This is a genomic window from Pirellulimonas nuda, from assembly GCF_007750855.1.
GTDB classification, from domain to species: domain Bacteria; phylum Planctomycetota; class Planctomycetia; order Pirellulales; family Lacipirellulaceae; genus Pirellulimonas; species Pirellulimonas nuda.
Window position 1 is genome coordinate 1289176 of record NZ_CP036291.1, and the last position, 17663, is coordinate 1306838.

Below are 17663 nucleotides of genomic sequence, written 5' to 3' on the forward strand. Positions count from 1 at the left end.
GGCTTGGTTTTTGGTCGTTTTCTCTCTGTAACGCCCCCTACGCCGCCGCGTACGTGAGGGTGAAGCCTGCCCCACCCCGCCAACCGGTCGGGCAAGGCTTTCCGGCTGGGTCAACGCCTCCGGGAAACGTCTGACGTTTGCAGTCTTTCGACGTGCGTGACCGATCTCTCTCTACAGCGTTAGAAGAGTAGAGGTTCAGGAGGCCACGCCGATGCACAACCAAGATTTACTACCAATCCGTCCTGAAGAGTTCCCCCCAGAGAAGTGCGTCCGCAAAGTGCGGGCCACCCTCTACCTGCCGGCCGACCTGTTGGACGAGGCGCGTAACGCCGCATTCCACCTGGCCGGGCCGCCAGCACGGATGACCCTGACGAAACTGGCCGAAGCAGCGTTCCGCCAAGAACTTGAACGCCTCAAACAGGCGTACAACGGCGGACGCGACTTTCCCCCGCGCACGGAGCAGCTCCGGGGCGGCCGCCCCCTCGCAGCCTAGGAGGCCCGCGCCTCGATGTGGTCACCCGCCCCCCCCGTACCGACCGAGATCAGTCCACCCGGAAGACTCAACGTGTTCTCCCTGCCCGCCGTGGAGACCCCCGTCCTGCGGCCGTCGCTCACCCAGCTCCGCGCCAGGTTGCTGAGGATGATCCTGGAGAACGAACGCATCCGCGCCAACGATCAGGCGAGGATCCACTCAACAGGTCTGCGGGCCTGAGAACGCGTGCGAGCCGGGGCGTCCCCGCCCCCGGCGCAGCGGAGAGAACTTCGTCCATCGAGCCAGCCGCACCCAGTGGCGGCGCGGACGCAGCCGCCTGCGGGGGCGGAGACGCCCCGGCTCGCTTGCAAGGCAAACACCGAAACCCCCAAGCCGCGCGACCCGTTTGAGACGCCGCCCCGCCATCCTGCTTGCCGCGATAGCCCTGGCGAGCGCCGCCGGGGGGGCCGTGGCCGCTGCGCCCCACCCCGCGGTGGCGCGGATCTCTGTGGTTGAGACGGGCGGCCAGGCGTTCGGCTCGGGCACGCTGATCGACGTCCGCGACCGGTACGCCCTGGTGGTCACCAATTGGCACGTGGTCGAGGGGGCCGTCGGGAAGATCGAGGTGACCTTCCCCTCTGGGTTCAAGAGCGAGGCCCTCGCGCTGAAGCTGGACGAGACGTGGGACCTCGCGGCGCTAGTGATCTGGCGGCCGCCGACCGAGCCGGTCGCCATCGCCAAACGCCCGCCGCAGTCGGGCGAGCGGTTGACCATCTGCGGCTACGGCCAGGGGGAGTACCGCGCCATCTCTGGACAGTGCCGCAGCTACTACTCCCCGCGGACCGGGTACCCCCAGGAGATCGTTGAGCTGGACGTCGAGGCCCGACAGGGGGACTCCGGCGGGCCGATCTTCAACCAGCGGGGCGAGCTGGCCGGCGTGCTGTTCGGGGCGGGGCAGGGGACCACGCTCGGGAGCTTCGGGCCCCGCGTAGAACGGTTCTTGGCGACGCTTTCGCCCGGCGCGGCCCGTGGCGAGGGGCGTCCGCAATTGGTCAAACAGGCGGCGCCCGCGGCCGCCGCTGCGGCGGAAGAACCGGCCGTAGCGGCCGAGCAGGGGCCCACCGGGCCCGCCGACCTTGAGCCGGCAGGGGCGGTTGCCGCGGCGGGGGCGTTCCCAGCGCCAGCGCCGGTAGAAACGCCGGCAGAGGCCCCTGAAATCGAGGGTTTGCCCGGGCCCACGGTCGACTGGCTGGGGGAGGGGAAGACGCTGCTGGCCATTGTGGCGCTCGCCTTCGTGCTGATGCAGGGCGCGCGGCTGATGGTTTGAGCCGCGGCAAGATAAGTTGGCGGTTTGGCCACCGGTCTGTTAGCCTTGCGTTGTGGACCGTGGGTTTGTTCCGCCCCTCCAACGCCGGGGAGTTTTCCGTGGCAGACGCGGGCCGTCATCTGCTCATCACGTTACTTGCGTTTTCCGCCATCGGGGCCTTGCGGGCCGATGCGCGGCAATGGGTCAACGACCGCGGCCAACGGGTCGAGGGAGAACTGATCCGTGTGTCGAAGTCGATGGCGTACCTGAGCGTCAACGGCAAGACCGTTGAGGCGCCCATCAACCGGCTGAGCGAGGCCGACCAGGCGTATCTCGAGGCCTACCAGCAGGCCCACAAGTACCGCGACTGGGAGACACGCGACGGCGAGTCCCGCCGGGCCCGCTTCCTGCGGGTGGAGGGGGAGACCGTGACGCTCCAGTTCCGCGGCGAAGAGATCGAGCTGAAGCTCAGCGACCTGATGGACGACGAGCAGCGGCTGGTGGCGTCTGTCTCGGAGGAAGCACAGCCCCGGTCGCCGAGGCCTGCGCCGTTCGGGCAAGCCCCCCCCGAAGCGGCGGCCGACGCCGGCCCCCCGCGGCAGTGGACCAGCAACGACGGCAAGACCATCACCGCCAGGTTCGGCGGCGTTGAGGGGGGTAAGGTGGTGCTGTTGATGGACGGCAAAGAGTTCCGCGTCCCCGAAGACCGGCTCTCCGCGGCCGACCAGGCGTACATCGCTCGGCAGAGCACGACGCCGCCCGCGGCGGTGGCGGAGTCGCGCCCTGCGCCGAGCAGCTTCCCGTCGATGGACACCGACTTCCAGACGCGTCACGAGCAAATGGTGCGAGAGAGCCGCGAACGGATGGAGAGGCTGCGGGCCGAGGCCGACGCGCGGCACGAGCAGCGGATGGCGGAGATGGCCTCACGTTCGGCCGCGCCGGCTCCCGACGTAAGCGCCCCCACTCACAGCATCCCTTCTCATTTTGATTCCCCCGCGGCAGGCCCCTCTGCTTCGAGCCTGGCCGATTCTGATTCAGCACCCGATGTGTCGGCGTTCCCCACCCCGCGTGGCCCCACCTACGCCCCCCCCACGCTGCCGGCGCCGCGGGCGTCTCCCACGTACCCCACGTCGGGCGAGTACAACGTGATCATCTGCGGCAAGTGCAGGCACGAGAACGCGCTCCCCTTCAAAGCGGGCGACAAGTGCCGCAAGTGCGGCACCCGGATCGACATGATTGAGAACGAAGACGGCTCGATCCAGAGCTCGTCGCCGCAGTACTGGGCGCGCAACGTCCGCGGAATGATCTTCGGCGGCATTTTCGTGGCTAGCATGATCGGCGCGTTGATCAAAAAGTTCTCCTGATCGCGTCGAATCCCAGCGCGTCAGCCGCCGAGCCGTGCGCGTAGGTCGGGGATGATCTCGCGCGGCACGAACCGCGCCAGCTCTTCGTCGTCCGCCAGCGGCGTGATCTGCTTGATGAGCGAGCTAGAGACGTGAGAGAACTCGTCGTCCGCCATCAAGAACACCGTCTCGATGCCGGGGTCGAGCTTGCGGTTGGCGAGCGTCATGGTGAACTCCGTCTCCATGTCGGTCAGCGAGCGCACGCCGCGGACGATCACCCGCGCGTCGCACTCGCGCACGAACCGCACCGCTAGGCCGTTGAACTGCCGGACCTCGACGTTGGGGAGCTTCGCGGCGACGCGCCTGAGCAGCTCGACCCGCTGCTCCGCGGTAAACAGCGGCTGCTTGTCGACGTTCAGCCCTACGCCGACGATCAGCTCGTCCACCAACCGGCTGCTGCGCTCGATCACGTTCCAGTGGCCCAGCGAGATAGGGTCGAACGAGCCCGTGTAGACAGCGCGGCGAGACATGGCGGAGGGATAAGGCGTTAGGTGTTAGGTACTAGTCGTTAGGTGTTGGGCGCTAGGTGTTGGGCGTTAGGGGGGCGGGCCCGGAGCTGAGTCTAGCAGGGAAGGCACAACGACTAAGACCTAAAACCTAAAACCTAACTACTACAACATGCTGATGAGCCGATCGACGTCTTCCCGGTTGGTGTAGGCGTGGGGGGCGATCCGTAGCCGGCCGGCGCGGCAACTGAGCACGACCCCGGCCTCGAGGCACCCGCTGCGGAACTCCATCGGGTCGCGGCCCGGCAGTTCGAACGAGACGATGCCCGAGCGCGGGTCGCGCCCGTCCTCCGGCGTCCGGTGCGAGACGATCTGGGCGCCGGACGATTGCAACCGCTCTACCGCGTAGTCGGTGATGTCCAGCACGCAGGCCGCGGCGGCGCCGGCCGGGAGCGACCGCAGCAGCGCCAGGCTGGCGCCGAAGCCCAGCATGCCCGGCATGTTCATCGAGCCCCCTTCGTAGCGGGCGGCCGTGTCGCGGAGGTCCATGTCGATCCGCGTGTAGTCGTGGGCGTGCTTCACGCTGTGGGCGCCCACGCCCACCGGGCGGAGCTGCTCAAGCCGGTCGCGGCGGATGTACGCCATCCCGGCGCCCTCGGGGCCCAGCATCCATTTGTGGCCGTCGGCCGCCAGGAAATCGACCGGCGTGCTGCGCACGTCTAGCGGGAAGACCCCGAGTCCCTGGATCGCGTCGAGGAAGAACCACGCGCCGGCCGCGTGCGCGATCTCCACCGCGGCGTCGATGTCGTGCCGGTAGCCCGCCGAGAACTGCACCCAACTCATCGAGACGATACGCGTGCGTGCGTCGCACGCGTCGCGCAGGGCCGACAGGTCGACCCGGCCGCGGTCGGTCGGCAGCGTTCGCACCTCGACGCCGCGCCACGCTTGGTTGAGCCACGGGTACTGGTTGGACGGGTACTCGTCGGCCGGCAGCACGAGGTTGTCGCCCTCGCGCCAGTCGATCCCCTCGGCCACCAGGTTGATGCCCGCGGTGGTGTTGGCGACCAGGGCGATCTCACCGGGATCGGCGCCGATCAACGCGGCCGCGTCGCGGCGTGTTGCTTCTGCCTGTTTGGCCCACGCCGGCCAGGCGGTGTCTCCCTGCTCGCCGGCCTGGGTGGTCCACTCTTGAATGGCCTGCATCGTCGGGCGCGGCAGGGGCGCCACCGCGGCGTGGTCGAAGTACGCCCAGCGCTCGGTGATGGGCATTTGCGCGCGTAGCGCAGCGCGGGTCGATTCAAGCGTCGCGTTGTCGACTTCTAGCATCCGCCAGCCCCAGTCAATCACAAACACCCGCGGCCGGCGTTGCTGCAGACCGCGGGTGGTTCAAAATCAATCAGACAACTACCAGCCGTAGCGGACGCGCGTCACCGGCCCGGCGAAGGGCCGGAAAGGGCGGTAGCGGGTCCGGTAGACCGCCCTGGGCGCCACCACGGGGGGGGCCACCACTACCGGCGCCGCAACCACCGGGCTGAATGCTGTTACCGTGACCGGCGCGGGGGCCCACACGGCAGGGGCGGGCGCCCAGACCGACGGCGCGACGACCACGGGGCGGTACGTGGTAACCCACTGGGCCTGGGACAGGCCCGCCGTGGCGAAGACGGCGGCGGCCGCGAGCAGAGCGATTCGCATGGTTCTCTTCCTTCTCAAATCGGGGGCAGTACGTTCGGCGTCCATTATGGCGTGAGGGCTGCCGAAAGTCGATTCGATGCGTCGCAGGCACAGAGAAACCGCCGTGGGCGGGCAGGACACGCCGCTGGGCGCTAAGGCGCTACTGCCCCCGCCGCAGGGGGCGCCGGCGGGTCGTCGGGGCCCCCGATGCCTTGCGAGGCGATCGTGATCCCAATCGCTACAACCGCTACGGCTGCGAGCAGCGCTAGCAGCTTCCCGTTGGACGCCGGCGCCGCGGCGGGCGGCCCGACGCTCAAGCGGTGGGCAAGGTCGGTCGGCCGCGGCGCGTCGGCCGGTTCTTCCGGCGCCAGTTCCGCCGCCTCGTCCGCGGCTAGCAGGCCGCTTGCGGGCGTGCTTGAACCGTAGAGGGAGTCCTCTTCTTCTGCGTCACCCACGGGCAGCGGCTCGATGGCGGGCGTCGCACCGCTCAGGTAGGCATCGAGGGAGGGGACCTCGCCCGCCTCGGAATCGAGCAGCGCAGCGAGCGCCCGGCCGAGCGCCTCGGCGCTGGGTGGCCGGTCGTGCTTGTCCTTGCTCAGCAAGCAATCGACCAGCGCGTCGAGCGATCGCGGCGCCCCCGGCGCCAGCGTCCGCACCCGTGGGGGCGCCTCTTCGACGTGCTGCATGAAGGCCCGCATCGGCTCGGTAGAAACAAACGGCGGGCGGCCGGTGAGCATCTCGAACAGCACGCAGCCCAACGCGTAGAGGTCGCAGCGGCCGTCCAGGTCGCGCTGCCCACGCACCTGCTCCGGCGCCATGTAGCGGACCGAGCCGACGGTCTGCCCGCCGAGCGTGATCTGGCTCCCCTGGTCGGTGAACGCCAGACCGAAGTCGCCCAGCTTCAACAACCCAGACTCCGATAGGAAGATGTTCTCGGGCTTCAGGTCGCGGTGCACCACGCCCGCTTGGTGCAGGGCGCTGAGCGCGTCGGCCACGTGCATGGCGCCCTCCACGGCGTCGCGCCACGACAGCACCCCCCGTTGCCGGAGCACCTGTCGCATGGTGCCGTGCGGAACGACCTCCATCGCGTAGTAGAGCGTGCCGTCGGCGATCCCCGAGTCGAGGTGCCGCATCAGGTTGGGGTGATCGATCTGCTGCGCGAGACCGATCTCACGGACGAACCGGCGGAACAGCTCCTCGCTGTCCGCGTGCGACGGCAGCAGCAGCTTGACCGCCGCCTCGGGCGGGTGGTCCGCCGGCCCGTCGGCGCGCTGTTGGTCGGTGGGCGCCCACTGCGCGCGGAAGACCTGGCCGGCGCCCCCCTCGCCCAGGACCCCGGTCAGCCGGTAGGGGCCCACGCGATCGCCCACTTGGTAGACGGTAGCCATGACTTTCTCGAAGCAGAGGGGAGAGAGACCCAAGCCGCGGACCGCCCGACCGCTGCCTGGCTCGCCGGTTCTAGGGCCCCGAACCTGGCCCGTCAAGAAACCGAAGCCCCCTGGTCGCGCAAGGTTCGCCGCCACCCAACTGGACGCGAGGCGCCCAGGCTGCTCGCCCGTCGCCCGGCGGGCGCCAGGCGGCGGACAGCCCGCCAGCCAGCCGGCGCCGGATTGAGCCCCACTGGGCCATCGGCACGCGATTCGCTTCACCGTTCCGACGCACACATCTTGTCGACCGAGCGCTCTGCTCCAACGAGCTCGGCCATCCCTCTAGCACCCTACTTCTCCAGGAAGACAGCAATGAGCATCGCACTTCGGACGCCAAACGGCCCATGCCACGCCCCGCGGTCCCTCTGGCTCGCGTCTGCAGCGCTCGCTGCGATGCTTATCGGTGGTTCAGCCGCCGCGGCGCCCCAAGACGACGCCCCCGCGGCCGACGCGCCGTCGGCCGAAAACGAGGACGCGGACGCGGACGCGGACGAGCAGCCCGCGGAGAACCCTTCCGATTCTGAGGAGGAAACCGCCTCGCACCTGCTGGGCATGCGGATCATGCACTCAGACGAGGGGGGCGCGTGGGTGGCCAAGATCGAGCCGCTGAGCCCCGCTTGGAACGCCGGCATCCGCAAGGGGGACCGCGTGGTCGAGTTCTACGGCGTGAAGAGCGCCCCGTTCGAAGAGTTCATCGAGGCCGCCAAGACCGTGGTGCTTGAGAAGAAAGAAGGCGACACCATCCCGATCACCGTCGAACGCAACGACGAACAGCTAAACCTGCAGATCGCCGCCCGCGGCGAAGAAACGCCAGATCCGGCCCAGGCTCAGGGCGTTCAAGCTCAGGGCGCCCAGCCGCAAGGCGCAGCACAGGGCGGGCAAGCGACCGCCCCCGCGGCGGGCGGCGCGGCGGGGCCCATGCCGGGCGCCACGGCGCCGGGGCAGCCCGGATACACCGCGGGTGGCGGGGTCGCTGGCGGAGGGGCTGTCGGCGATGGCGGCGTGTTGGTTGTCCCGTCGGCCGGCTATGGGGCGGGAGTGAACTTCAACGGCGCGGGGAACCAGGCGGGCCTCGGGGGCGGTGGCCTACAAAGCGGTTCACAGCCGCCTGTCGGCGAGCAGCGCCGCAACGAGCTCGCTAACCTCCGCCAAGCCCAGCGGAACGGCCAAACGTTGGACGACCAGCAAACGCGCCGGCTGCAAGAACTGACGCAGCTAGAAGCCAATGGCCAGCTCGAAGCCGACACCGGCCCTGAGCTGAACGAGCAGCAGCAGAACCAACTCAGCGAGTTCCGTCGCCGCATCGACGCAGGGGGAAGGCTCTCCGACGCCCAGATGCACGAGTACCGCCGCCTGCAGGGGATGGCCAGGAATCAACAAGGGACGGCCGACTCCGTGCCAGACTACTCACGGCAGGACGAGCTAGAAGAGCGCGCGATGCAGGGCCGGCTGAGCGCGGACGAGCAGCAAGAGCTGGGGCGGCTCCGCGAACAGGGGGGCCCGCTCGTCGACGACCCTCAGCAGTTTTCTTCTGTGGCGGACGACCTGCAGCGCAGCCGTGGCGAGAACTTCCTGCCCCCGCAGATGCAGGACCGCTACAACGAACTAACGCGCGACGGTCAGCGTCTGTCTTCCCAGCAACAAGACGAGCTGCAACGCATGGACCGGTACCGGGCCTACCGCACGCAGCGCGCCGCGCAGCAGCACATGCAGCAACAACAAGCGGGGGGCAACCGCGGCGTGGCTTCGCCGCAGCAGGCTGCCCAGCAGCGCCGCTTTGAGCAGTACCAGCAACAGATGCAACAACTCCGCGGCGGACAGGGTGGCCAAGGGGTGCAGGGTGCCGCTGCCCAGCAGGCGCAGCAAGGCGCCGCGATGCGACAGCAGGGGCAGCAAGCGATCGGCCAACAAGGCGCCGGTAATCAGAACGCCGGGCAACAGGGCGGCAACCAGCCCAATGGCGCTCAGCAGCAAGGCGCCGCCGGAGCCGCCGGCGGAGCGAGCGGAACCGGTGGAGCAGGGGCCGCCGGCGGATCGAATGGAGCCGGGGGCGCAGGGGCCGCCGGAGGAGCAGGGGCCGCGGGGGGCGCGGGCGGAGCGGGCTCAGGCGGAGCTGGTGGCGCCGGGGGGGCGGGCGGCTAAGATAGGGGTCTGCTCGTCACCTCTATTCTCGATGGTAGTAAGTAATGAAGGCGACTCGATCGGTGGCGATCGTTTGGCGGAGTTTGGTAGCGGTGCTCGCGGTTTGGACCGTCGCCGCCCCGAGCTACGGGGCCGCGGCGGACCGGCCGAACCTGTTGTTCGCCTTCGCCGACGACTGGGGTCGGTACGCCAGCATTTATGCACAACTAGACGGCCCGGGCCGCGCCAGTGACGTCGTGCGCACGCCGAACATCGATCGCGCGGCCCGCGAAGGGGTATTGTTCCGCAACGCGTTTGTTAATGCCCCCTCGTGCACGCCGTGCCGCAGCTCGCTGCTGAGCGGGCAGTACTTCTGGCGGACCGGCCGCGGCGCCATCCTGCGCGGCGCGGTGTGGGACCCGGCCATCCCGTCGTACCCGCTGTTGCTGCACGACGCCGGTTACCACATCGGCAAGTCGTATAAGGTGTGGGGCCCTGGAACGCCGAAGGACGCACCGTACGGCGAAGACAAGCACGCCTTCGAGTCGGCCGGCGGCGCGTTCAACAGCTTCTCGCAACAGGCCTCGAAACTCGTGAAGCAAGGCGTCACGCTCGACGCGGCCAAGGCCCGGCTGCTGGACCAAGTGCGCGCCAACTTCGCCGCGATGCTCGACGCCCGCGAGCCCGGGCAGCCCTTCTGTTATTGGTTCGGCCCGACGAACGTCCATCGGAAGTGGGTGCAAGGCTCTGGCAAGGCTTTGTGGGGGCTCGACCCCGAAGAGCTCAAGGGCAAGCTGCCGGCGTTCCTGCCCGACGTGCCGGTGGTCCGCGAGGACTTCGCAGACTACCTGGGCGAAGCGATGGCCTTCGACGCCGCGGTGGGGGTGCTGCAGGAGGAGCTGGCGCGACGCGGCGAAACCGAGAACACGCTGCTAGCGATCAGCGGCGATCACGGCGCCCCCGGGTTCCCCCGCGGCAAGTGCAACCTGTACGACTTCGGCGTCGCCGTGCCGTTGATCGTGAGCGGCCCTGGCGTGCCGGGGGGACGCGTTGTCGACGACCTGGTGACCCTGGTCGATCTGGCGCCGACCTTCCTCGACGCGGCCGGCGAGACCCCGCCCGGCGTGATGACGGGCCGGTCGCTGATGCCGGTCTTGCGTTCCGACAAGTCGGGGCAGGTCGACCCCGAGCGCACCTGGGTGGTCACCGGTCGCGAACGCCACGTTGAATCGGCCCGGCCCGGCAACCTTCCCTACCCCCAGCGGGCCATCCGCACCCGCGACCACCTGTTCATCATCAACTTTGAGCCGGACCGCTGGCCGATGGGCTCGCCGATGTCGGACGACCCCCCCAGCGAGCAGCGGGTGCTAGACGACACCCGCGCGATCTACGCCGACATGGACGCCAGCCCCACCAAGGCCTGGCTGGTTTCACAACGCGACAACCCCGAGTGGGCGCGTGACTACAACCTGGCGTTCGGTAAGCGGCCGCGCGAAGAGTTGTATGTGTTAAACAGCGACCCGGATCAAGTAAACAACGTTTCGGCAGACCCGCGGCACGCCGGCGTGGTTGCCGAGTTGCGAACGCGGCTGATGGACGAGCTGCGCCGCACCGGCGACCCGCGCGTGGCGCCGGGCAAAGTCGTGTACGAGCACCCGCCGTTCACGGGCGACGGATCTGATTGAACGGCGCTGCTTAAACGGCGCCTCTTATTGCGTACCCGCGTAGTCGGGGCGCTCTCCGCTTCAATAAGCGTGTGTAAGTCAACAAGCCGCAGGGCGTCCCGCCCCTTGCCGGACGCCCCGCGGCGCTGTTGTTGCCTTGCGGCGCTACTTGCGGCGCGCGCAGGCGAACACGCCCAACGCCGCCAGCGCGGCCAGCGTCGCCCCGGCCGGCTCGGGGACCGGGGCCCCGAAGCTGAAGTCGTCGAAGAAGTTCTTGCCGGCGTAGTTGCCAACGATGATGTTGTCTTCCAACTGCCAGCGGAGACCGGTGAGGTTCGTCATCGCCTGGCCCAGCGGCGTTCCTGCCGGCACAAAGTTTGTCCAAGTGCTGGCGGAGACGTCGAAGTAGTCCATCGCGAAGGTGTCGTTGGTCAGGTCGAGCCCGATCTTAAGGCCGTCCCAGTTGGTCTGATCCGCGACGAACGCCGTGGCGTTCCAGGGGTTGGAGGGGCTGGTGCGCCACACCACCGAGTTGTCGCGGAGGTAGCCCCATTCGAAGCCGATGCTGCTTGCGCTGTCCTGAAACGACAGGGTGAACTTGTCGCCATTGGCGCCGCTGGGGTCGGGGGCGTCACCCGGGTTGGGGCAGAAGTAGAACTGGATGTCGAGGGTCCCCGACGTAACGCTGGCGGGGCTGACGCCGCCGAAGTCGAACGAATCGAGCGCGTACTCGTAGACGGCCGGCCCCGTGCCCGAGGCGAGCGTGTTCAGGAAAGCCAGGTTGGCCTGGTCCCCCGTGCGCCCGGGAAAGTGGTTCCCGATCAGGTAGACCCCCACGGCGTTCGGATCGCTCGCCGCGTAAGGGGTTCCCGACGATAGGTAGGTTGTGCGGTCCGCCGGCTTGGAGAAGTACGCCCCCACCGGGCTGACGAGACTCCAGAGCCCGGAGTCGGCCGCGATGTCTGTCGGCCCCGATCCCCCACCCGCGTTGGCGCCGTAGGCGCCGGCGTTGTAGTAGGTGACGTCACGCGCCACATTGCTGTAGGGCAGCGCGTAGCCGTCCTGAGACGTGAAGCTCCCCAAGTAGGCCCGGGCGGCCGGGGGCAAGAAGAAGAGAGTCGCCGCTACACACAGGCCGCGGGTAACCAACCCGCGCGTGGCGGACGCCCCAGAGAGCGTCCGACCCATGCAACTGACCATTAGCGCAACCTTTTCAGAAAGAGCGGCCGCGGTCGCAAGAGAAGAGTAAGAAGGACCGCAGCGCCGCACCAGAGGAGCGACCCATCGGACCATCCCGGCGGGCATCTGTGCAGGATGCTAATCTCGACTTCCGGTACGCGTCAAGCAAATTCGGTTGAAGTTTAAGGAGTTGTAACGCTGTCGCGTCGGTCGTTCGCGCGTGAATTGTTTAGCGCAAGCCTTGGGACTTCCGCCAGCGTCTTCAAGCCGTCGCCTCGACCGTCCCCCGCCGTACTTCGCCGCGGCGTGGCCGAAGAGCGTCTTCTTGCGGAGCGAATAGCGCATGGGAAGAGTCCGCGAGCCACAGGACGCAGCCGGCCATTCGTGGCATACTACCGCGCTGCCATCCGCCGCACACACATCGCTTGCGCGTCCCCCCAGCCCCGCTGCTATGCCACGCACCCGCACCTTTATCGCCTTGACCGTCAACGACGCGGTTCGCGCCGCCGCTGTTGGGGCCATCAATCGGCTGCGGGGGCTGTCGGACGCGGTCCGTTGGGTCGAGCCGGAGAACCTGCACTTCACGCTCCACTTCCTGGGCGAGATCACCGACGCCGACCTGGTAGACGTCTGCAATGTCGCGGCCGAGGCGGCCCGGCAGGCGCCGCCGTTCTCGGTGCGTGTCCGCGGCGCGGGTGCGTTCCCAGACCTCGACCGGCCCCGGGCCCTTTGGTTGGGGGTGGCCGAGGGGGCCCAGGAGCTCACGGCGCTGCACGACTCGCTGCGACCCCGGCTGGCAGAACTGGGCTTCCGCACCGATCAGCGGCGCTACCGCCCCCACCTGACGATCGGCCGCATCGACCGCATCGCCTCCAAGCAGGCAGGCGACCTGGTCGACGGGATCGCGGCGCTCGACAGCTTCGATGCGGGCGCGACCCCCGCCGACGCCCTGACCGTCTACGCCAGCCGCCTCCGTCGCGAAGGCCCCGGCTACCGCGTGATGGCGACCTGCCCGCTCGGCGGCTGAGCCGCCGCCTTTCAGCCCTCAGCTATCAGCCGTCAGCCAAAACGGGATTCACCTCCCAAACAAGCTGAAAGCTGATCGCTGACCGCTGACAGCCAAAAGCCGAAAGCTTTCAAAAAACCTCTTGCACCCACTACTGTACACCGATATAGTATTCGTGCGTACAGTATCTGCCGCGCTCCCGTCGGGCAGCCAGCTTGCAACTTCTCTATCCCTCACGCATAAAAGGGGCCTCACATGGTAGCCGCAGCACAGACCGCCAAAGCAGGGGCGAACGGACGTATGGCAAAGCGAGACAAGGCCTCTTCAGCATCTGATAAGGGGGCATCGGATAAGGGGGCGGCCCAGAAGGGCAGCGACAAGAAGTCCACCGCCAAAGGGGCGGCAAAAAGAAACGACACAAAGACCACCGCGATGGGTCGCATCCTGGAGACGAGCGACGACCTGCGGCACACCGTGGCGGCCATCGAGAAGCAGTTTGGCGAGGGCGCCATCATGCCGCTGGGCGCCGGCGCCGACCGGCGGATCGAGGGGATCCCGACCGGCAGCCTGTCGGTCGACATCGCCCTGGGTGGGCAGGGGATCCCGCGGGGCCGGGTGATCGAGGTGTTCGGCCCCGAGTCGAGCGGCAAGACCACGCTCGCGCTGCACGTGATCGCCCAAGCCCAGAGAACAGGCGGAATCGCGGCGTTTATCGACGCCGAGCACGCGTTGGACCCCAGTTGGGCCAAGAAGCTGGGGGTCGACCTCGAGACCCTGCTGGTCAGCCAGCCGGGGCACGGCGAAGAGGCGATGCACATCACCGAGATGCTGATCAAGAGCAACGCGGTCGACGTGATCGTGGTCGACTCGGTTGCTGCGTTGGTCCCCAAGCGGGAGCTGGACGGCGAGATCGGCGACTCGCACGTCGGCCTGCAGGCCCGGCTGATGAGCCAGTCGATGCGTAAGCTCACCGGCGCCATCGCCAAGAGCAAGACGTCCGTGATCTTCATCAACCAGATCCGCGAGAAGGTAGGGGTGATGTTCGGCAGCCCCGAAACCACCCCCGGCGGGCGGGCGCTCAAGTTCTACGCCTCGTGCCGGATCGATATCCGCAAGATCGGCTCGCTGAAGGACGGCGAAGAAGTGGTGGGCCAGCGGGTGCGGGCCAAGATCGTGAAAAACAAGGTCGCCCCCCCATTCCGGGTAGCCGAGTTTGACATGATGCACAAAGATGGCATTAGTTATGAAGGAGACCTGATCGACCTGGGCATCGAGCAGAAGGTAGTCAGCCGCACCGGCGCCTGGTTCCGCTTCGGTGAGATGCAGCTCGGCCAGGGGAAAGAAAAGGCCCGATTGTTCCTCAAGGAAAGCCCGGATGTCGCAGAAGACATCAAGAACAAGATCCTCGCGGCCGGCGGCCTGGACGACCTGCTGTCGGTCGGCCCGATGGCTGCCGGCGGCGACTCCGAGGGGGACGAGGATGCCTCTGGATCGGACCAGGAGTAGCCGAGCGGCCTGCTTGGCGTCTTTGCTGCTGGCGGCGGTGCTGCTGCCGGCTGCGCCTGTATGGGCCCAAGCGCCGGCGGACGCCCCGGCCGATGGGCTTGCAGAGCTGAAACGCCGCGATGCGGCCATGGCGGCGCTGATCGAGCGGGTCGAGCCGTCGGTCGTGGCCGTGTCGCAGTACCCGGCGGACGCCGGCGCCGCGGCGGTTGCGGCCCGCAACCCCGATATCGTGATCAACGTCGACCCGTTCGGCGCTATCGCCCGCCCCTCCGAGCCAGAGCCGACCGTCGTCGGCGCCGGCGTGGTCGTGGCGCCCGGCAAGGTGCTGACGCAGTACCTGGTGGGCACCGGAGGGCGCGTTGCGGTCACCAATACCGCGGGCGATCGGTTCGACGCCCGTCTGCTGGCGGCCGACCCACGCAGCGGGCTCGCCGTGCTCGATGTTGGGGAAGCCGAGGGCGCGGTCGCCGGGCTCACGCCCATCCCGCTCGGCCGGGCCGAAGACGTCCGCAAAGGCCAGTCGGTGCTGGTGGTCAGCAACCCCCAGGCGATCGAGAGCGACGGCCAGCCGTCGGCCAGCCTGGGGATGGTCACCAATTTGGCGGCCAAGCTGGGCGCCGACATCAACCTCAACGACGCGGCCGACGCCCAGGGGGGCTTCCGCTCGACGCTGCACCACTTCGGCACGCTGATCCAGACCGACGCGCGGATCGGCTACGGGTCGAGCGGCGGCGCGTTGGTGAACCTCGACGGCGAGCTGGTGGGGATCATCACCAGCGCCGCGGTGAGCGCCGGGCACGAGTCGGCGGCCGGCTACGCGATCCCGCTCAGCCCGCCGATCCGGCGGGTGCTGGAGGCGCTGCTCGAGGGCCGCGAGGCCGAGTACGGGTTGCTGGGCATCCAGTTCAACGCACTAAGTACGTCCGCCACCGCGGCGGGCGAGGCGGGCGTGGCGGTGGATCGCACCTTCCCCGGAAGCCCGGCCGCGGCGGCCGGGTTGATCCCGGGAGACGTGATTGTTGAGGTCGCCGGCGAGCGGATCGATTCCCCCGACCGGCTGCAGTTGGTGGTCCAGGGGCTCGGCCCCGGCGCCCAGGCGCCGGTTGAGTTCTTCCGCAACAGCACGCGGAAGCAGACCGTGGTCGCCCTCGGCAAGGCGACGGTGCAGGGCCGCGTGGTGGTGACCAACCGCCCGCCGGCCTGGCGCGGCATCCGCGTCGACTACGCAACGGCGCTGGCCGCCGAGGAGCTCAACCAGGCGACGCAGATGGGGCTGATCGATCCAGAGGGCTGCGTGCTGGTTTCGGATGTCGACCCCGAGAGCGGTTCGTGGGAGGCGGGGGTGCGGCCCGGGATGTTCGTCTCGCATGTCGGCGAGACGCGCGTCTCGACCCCGGCAGAGTTTGCGGCCGCCACGGCCGCCGCTGACGCGTCGGTAAAGCTGCGGTTTACGCAGCAGGTGCAGCCCCCCGAAGCGGGCGGTTTGCGGACTTTCTAAGCCCGCTGGCTCTAGCTCTTGTTTGCTTACGCCGTGCCCCCGTGCGTAACATTCAACATGAGACTGGCTGGCTACCTAAACCGAACCGCGGCCGTTGCAGCGCTGATGTTGGCCGCGGCGACGGGTTCCCGCGCCGCGGAGTGTGGCGTCGACGTCGGCTTCTCACGGCCCCCGGCGGTGCGCGGGGGGTGGCTGCGACGCCGGCTGGTGAGAGAGGCAGACCTGCAGCGTTACGGCCTGCGGCTCGAGCCCGGCTGGGAGTCGGCCGACCCCTCGTTGCCGCTGGTCGTGTTGATCCACGGCTTTAACTCGTCGGCGCCGCGTAACGCGGCGCTGCTCGGCGATGCCCGCTGCCGCGGCTACCCGTGCGGCGGTTTCAGCTACCCGAACGATCAGCCACTGTCTCCTTCCGCGGCGCTGCTCTCGGCAGAGCTGAAGGCGTTCGCCGCGGCGTTCCCGCAGCGGCGCCTGGCCTTGGTGACCCACTCGATGGGGGGCTTGGTGGCGCGGGCCTGCCTGGAGACGCCGGAGCTCGATCCCGGGAACGTCGACCGGCTGATCATGGTGGCGCCCCCTACGCACGGCGCCCAGCTCGCGCGGATCGCGGTCGCCACCGATGTTTGGGAGCACTGGGTTTCGCGTAACGAAGGAGACTGCTGGACGCGCATGCACGACTCGTTTGTCGACGGTCTGGGAGAAGCCGGCGGCGATCTCTGCCCAGAATCTCCGTTCCTCAAGCAGCTCAACGCCCGCAGCCGCAACACCAAGGTGGACTACACGCTGCTGCTGGGCAACGCCGCATCGCTGCGCGACGACCAGATGAACTGGCTTATCGGCACGGCCAGGGCGGCCCGTTTGGCGGTTTCCGACGACCAGGCCGCACAGATCCGGGCGGTCGAGTCGGTGCTCATCGACCTCGACGAACTCGTGGATGGACGCGGCGACGGGATCGTGTCCGTAGAGCGTGGGCGCCTAGAAGGCGTCCCTGACACGCTGGTGCTGCCGTTCGGTCACCTTAGCGTGTCGGCCGATGGCGACGACGCCGCGGCCTGCGACGTGCGTCGCATTATCTGCGAACGGCTGGGCTCGTGAGCGCTCGGCCACGGCTCGTTATCCGCAGGCCGCACCACAGGGCGAGGCCGCACGCCGCCAGCGCGTAACCAGAGGGTTCGGGCACCGCGGCGCCGAACCCCGGCGCCAGGATGACAGGCAGCGGGGTGTACCGGTCGCGCCACACGGTGAAGTCGGCCGCGTTCACCATGCCGTCGCCGTTGCCGTCTGCGCGTAGGTCGATGGTCTGTCCGAACGTGGCGCGGAACAGGTTGTAGTCGTTGGTGTCTACCACCAGGTCGCGGTTGTAGTCGGCCGGGTTCAAACGGAAGGCGACATTCGCGATCAGCGTTGAGGACCCGACCAGGTACTCCGCCGTGACGGCGGTGCTTCCCCCGGTCCAGGTCGCCCCGAGCGACACCACCTGTCCCGGCGCCAGCGTGCCGCCGGTTCCCGACACCACCCCTTCGGACAGGTCCATGCTGCTCGAGGGCGCAGAGAGCACGATCCAGTGGCCGAGCGCGTCGACCGATCCGTTTCCCGCGGCGTCGTAGTTGCCGGAGATGGGGGTCCAGCCGACGGGGCTGAACGTCGCCGCGTTCGATTCGATGGTGTAGCCGGAAAAGAAGACCGGGGTGGCCTGGAAGTTCTCGAGGTAGGTCCGGCCGGTCGACTGATCGATCAGCACGGCCAGCGGGGCCGCCTGGCACTCCGAGCGTTGTGGGGCCGCCAGGGCCACGAGGGCTAGCAGCAGTGCTCTGGTGGGCAGTTTGCGCAAGGAATCGCCAGGGTGAAATGCGTTGGCCAACCGCGGCCGGCTCATTACTGCATCCTACTTCAACGCGGGGTATTGCCCAATTGTTTGGCCGCCCGGCGAGGCGGCTAGGTCGGGTGGCGCGGATTGGGGCGGTCGG

16 protein-coding genes are annotated in these 17663 nt (G+C 68.6%); 10 read left to right on the forward strand and 6 right to left on the reverse strand.

The genetic code is table 11. The annotated features are described in order from the left end of the window. The first annotated feature begins 211 nt into the window (after positions 1–211). From Pla175_RS05490 to Pla175_RS05500, 4 genes are all read left to right on the forward strand, one after another. Positions 212–493, forward strand: coding sequence for a hypothetical protein (locus Pla175_RS05490; protein WP_145281898.1), 282 nt, complete (start codon positions 212–214; stop codon positions 491–493). Between the two features lie 72 nt (positions 494–565). Further along, positions 566–712 carry a hypothetical protein gene (locus Pla175_RS25810; RefSeq protein ID WP_197527283.1) on the forward strand — a complete coding sequence of 49 codons (147 nt, stop codon included), beginning with the start codon at positions 566–568 and terminating at the stop codon, positions 710–712. Between the two features lie 166 nt (positions 713–878). Continuing rightward, complete coding sequence (locus Pla175_RS05495; protein WP_197527284.1) at positions 879–1799, forward strand: S1 family peptidase; 921 nt, start codon at positions 879–881, stop codon at positions 1797–1799. A 98-nt stretch (positions 1800–1897) separates the two neighbouring features. Continuing rightward, positions 1898–3142: a hypothetical protein gene (locus tag Pla175_RS05500; RefSeq protein WP_145281902.1), complete on the forward strand. Its 1245-nt coding sequence runs from the start codon at positions 1898–1900 to the stop codon at positions 3140–3142. A 20-nt stretch (positions 3143–3162) separates the two neighbouring features. Here Pla175_RS05500 and coaD read toward each other — a convergent pair whose 3' ends face one another. The 4 genes from coaD to Pla175_RS05520 form a co-directional block, all read right to left on the reverse strand. Beyond that, on the reverse strand, positions 3163–3651 hold the full coding sequence (gene coaD / locus Pla175_RS05505; protein ID WP_145281904.1) for a pantetheine-phosphate adenylyltransferase: 489 nt from the start codon (positions 3649–3651) through the stop codon (positions 3163–3165). Positions 3652–3792: 141 nt separating this feature from the next. Then, entirely contained in the window at positions 3793–4980 is a 1188-nt protein-coding gene (locus Pla175_RS05510) for an aminotransferase class V-fold PLP-dependent enzyme (RefSeq protein WP_145281906.1), read from the reverse strand. A gap of 51 nt (positions 4981–5031) precedes the next feature. Continuing rightward, positions 5032–5319 carry a hypothetical protein gene (locus tag Pla175_RS05515; protein ID WP_145281908.1) on the reverse strand — a complete coding sequence of 96 codons (288 nt, stop codon included), beginning with the start codon at positions 5317–5319 and terminating at the stop codon, positions 5032–5034. A gap of 131 nt (positions 5320–5450) precedes the next feature. Then, positions 5451–6686: a serine/threonine-protein kinase gene (locus Pla175_RS05520; RefSeq protein WP_145281910.1), complete on the reverse strand. Its 1236-nt coding sequence runs from the start codon at positions 6684–6686 to the stop codon at positions 5451–5453. A 351-nt stretch (positions 6687–7037) separates the two neighbouring features. Between Pla175_RS05520 and Pla175_RS05525 the strand changes: the two genes are divergently transcribed. Continuing rightward, positions 7038–8867, forward strand: a complete 1830-nt coding sequence (locus tag Pla175_RS05525) for a PDZ domain-containing protein (protein WP_197527285.1) — start codon at positions 7038–7040, stop codon at positions 8865–8867. A 44-nt stretch (positions 8868–8911) separates the two neighbouring features. Beyond that, positions 8912–10531, forward strand: coding sequence for a sulfatase family protein (locus Pla175_RS05530; RefSeq protein ID WP_145281914.1), 1620 nt, complete (start codon positions 8912–8914; stop codon positions 10529–10531). Positions 10532–10675: 144 nt separating this feature from the next. Here Pla175_RS05530 and Pla175_RS05535 read toward each other — a convergent pair whose 3' ends face one another. Then, complete coding sequence (locus Pla175_RS05535) at positions 10676–11710, reverse strand: hypothetical protein (RefSeq protein ID WP_145281916.1); 1035 nt, start codon at positions 11708–11710, stop codon at positions 10676–10678. 430 nt (positions 11711–12140) lie between these two features. On the opposite strand from Pla175_RS05535, the gene thpR reads away from it, so the two are divergent. The 4 genes from thpR to Pla175_RS05555 all read left to right on the forward strand — a co-directional run bounded on the left by thpR (position 12141) and on the right by Pla175_RS05555 (position 16791). Then, complete coding sequence (gene thpR, locus Pla175_RS05540; protein WP_197527286.1) at positions 12141–12716, forward strand: RNA 2',3'-cyclic phosphodiesterase; 576 nt, start codon at positions 12141–12143, stop codon at positions 12714–12716. A gap of 411 nt (positions 12717–13127) precedes the next feature. Further along, complete coding sequence (recA, locus tag Pla175_RS05545; protein WP_145281920.1) at positions 13128–14201, forward strand: recombinase RecA; 1074 nt, start codon at positions 13128–13130, stop codon at positions 14199–14201. A 13-nt stretch (positions 14202–14214) separates the two neighbouring features. After that, positions 14215–15699: a S1C family serine protease gene (locus Pla175_RS05550; protein WP_197527287.1), complete on the forward strand. Its 1485-nt coding sequence runs from the start codon at positions 14215–14217 to the stop codon at positions 15697–15699. Positions 15700–15756: 57 nt separating this feature from the next. Continuing rightward, entirely contained in the window at positions 15757–16791 is a 1035-nt protein-coding gene (locus Pla175_RS05555; protein ID WP_145281924.1) for an esterase/lipase family protein, read from the forward strand. Here the strand turns inward: Pla175_RS05555 and Pla175_RS05560 are convergent. Further along, positions 16766–17527 (reverse strand): hypothetical protein, encoded by a 762-nt coding sequence (locus Pla175_RS05560; protein ID WP_145281926.1) that lies wholly within the window; start codon positions 17525–17527, stop codon positions 16766–16768. The genes Pla175_RS05555 and Pla175_RS05560 overlap by 26 nt on opposite strands. Positions 17528–17663 lie beyond the last annotated feature (136 nt).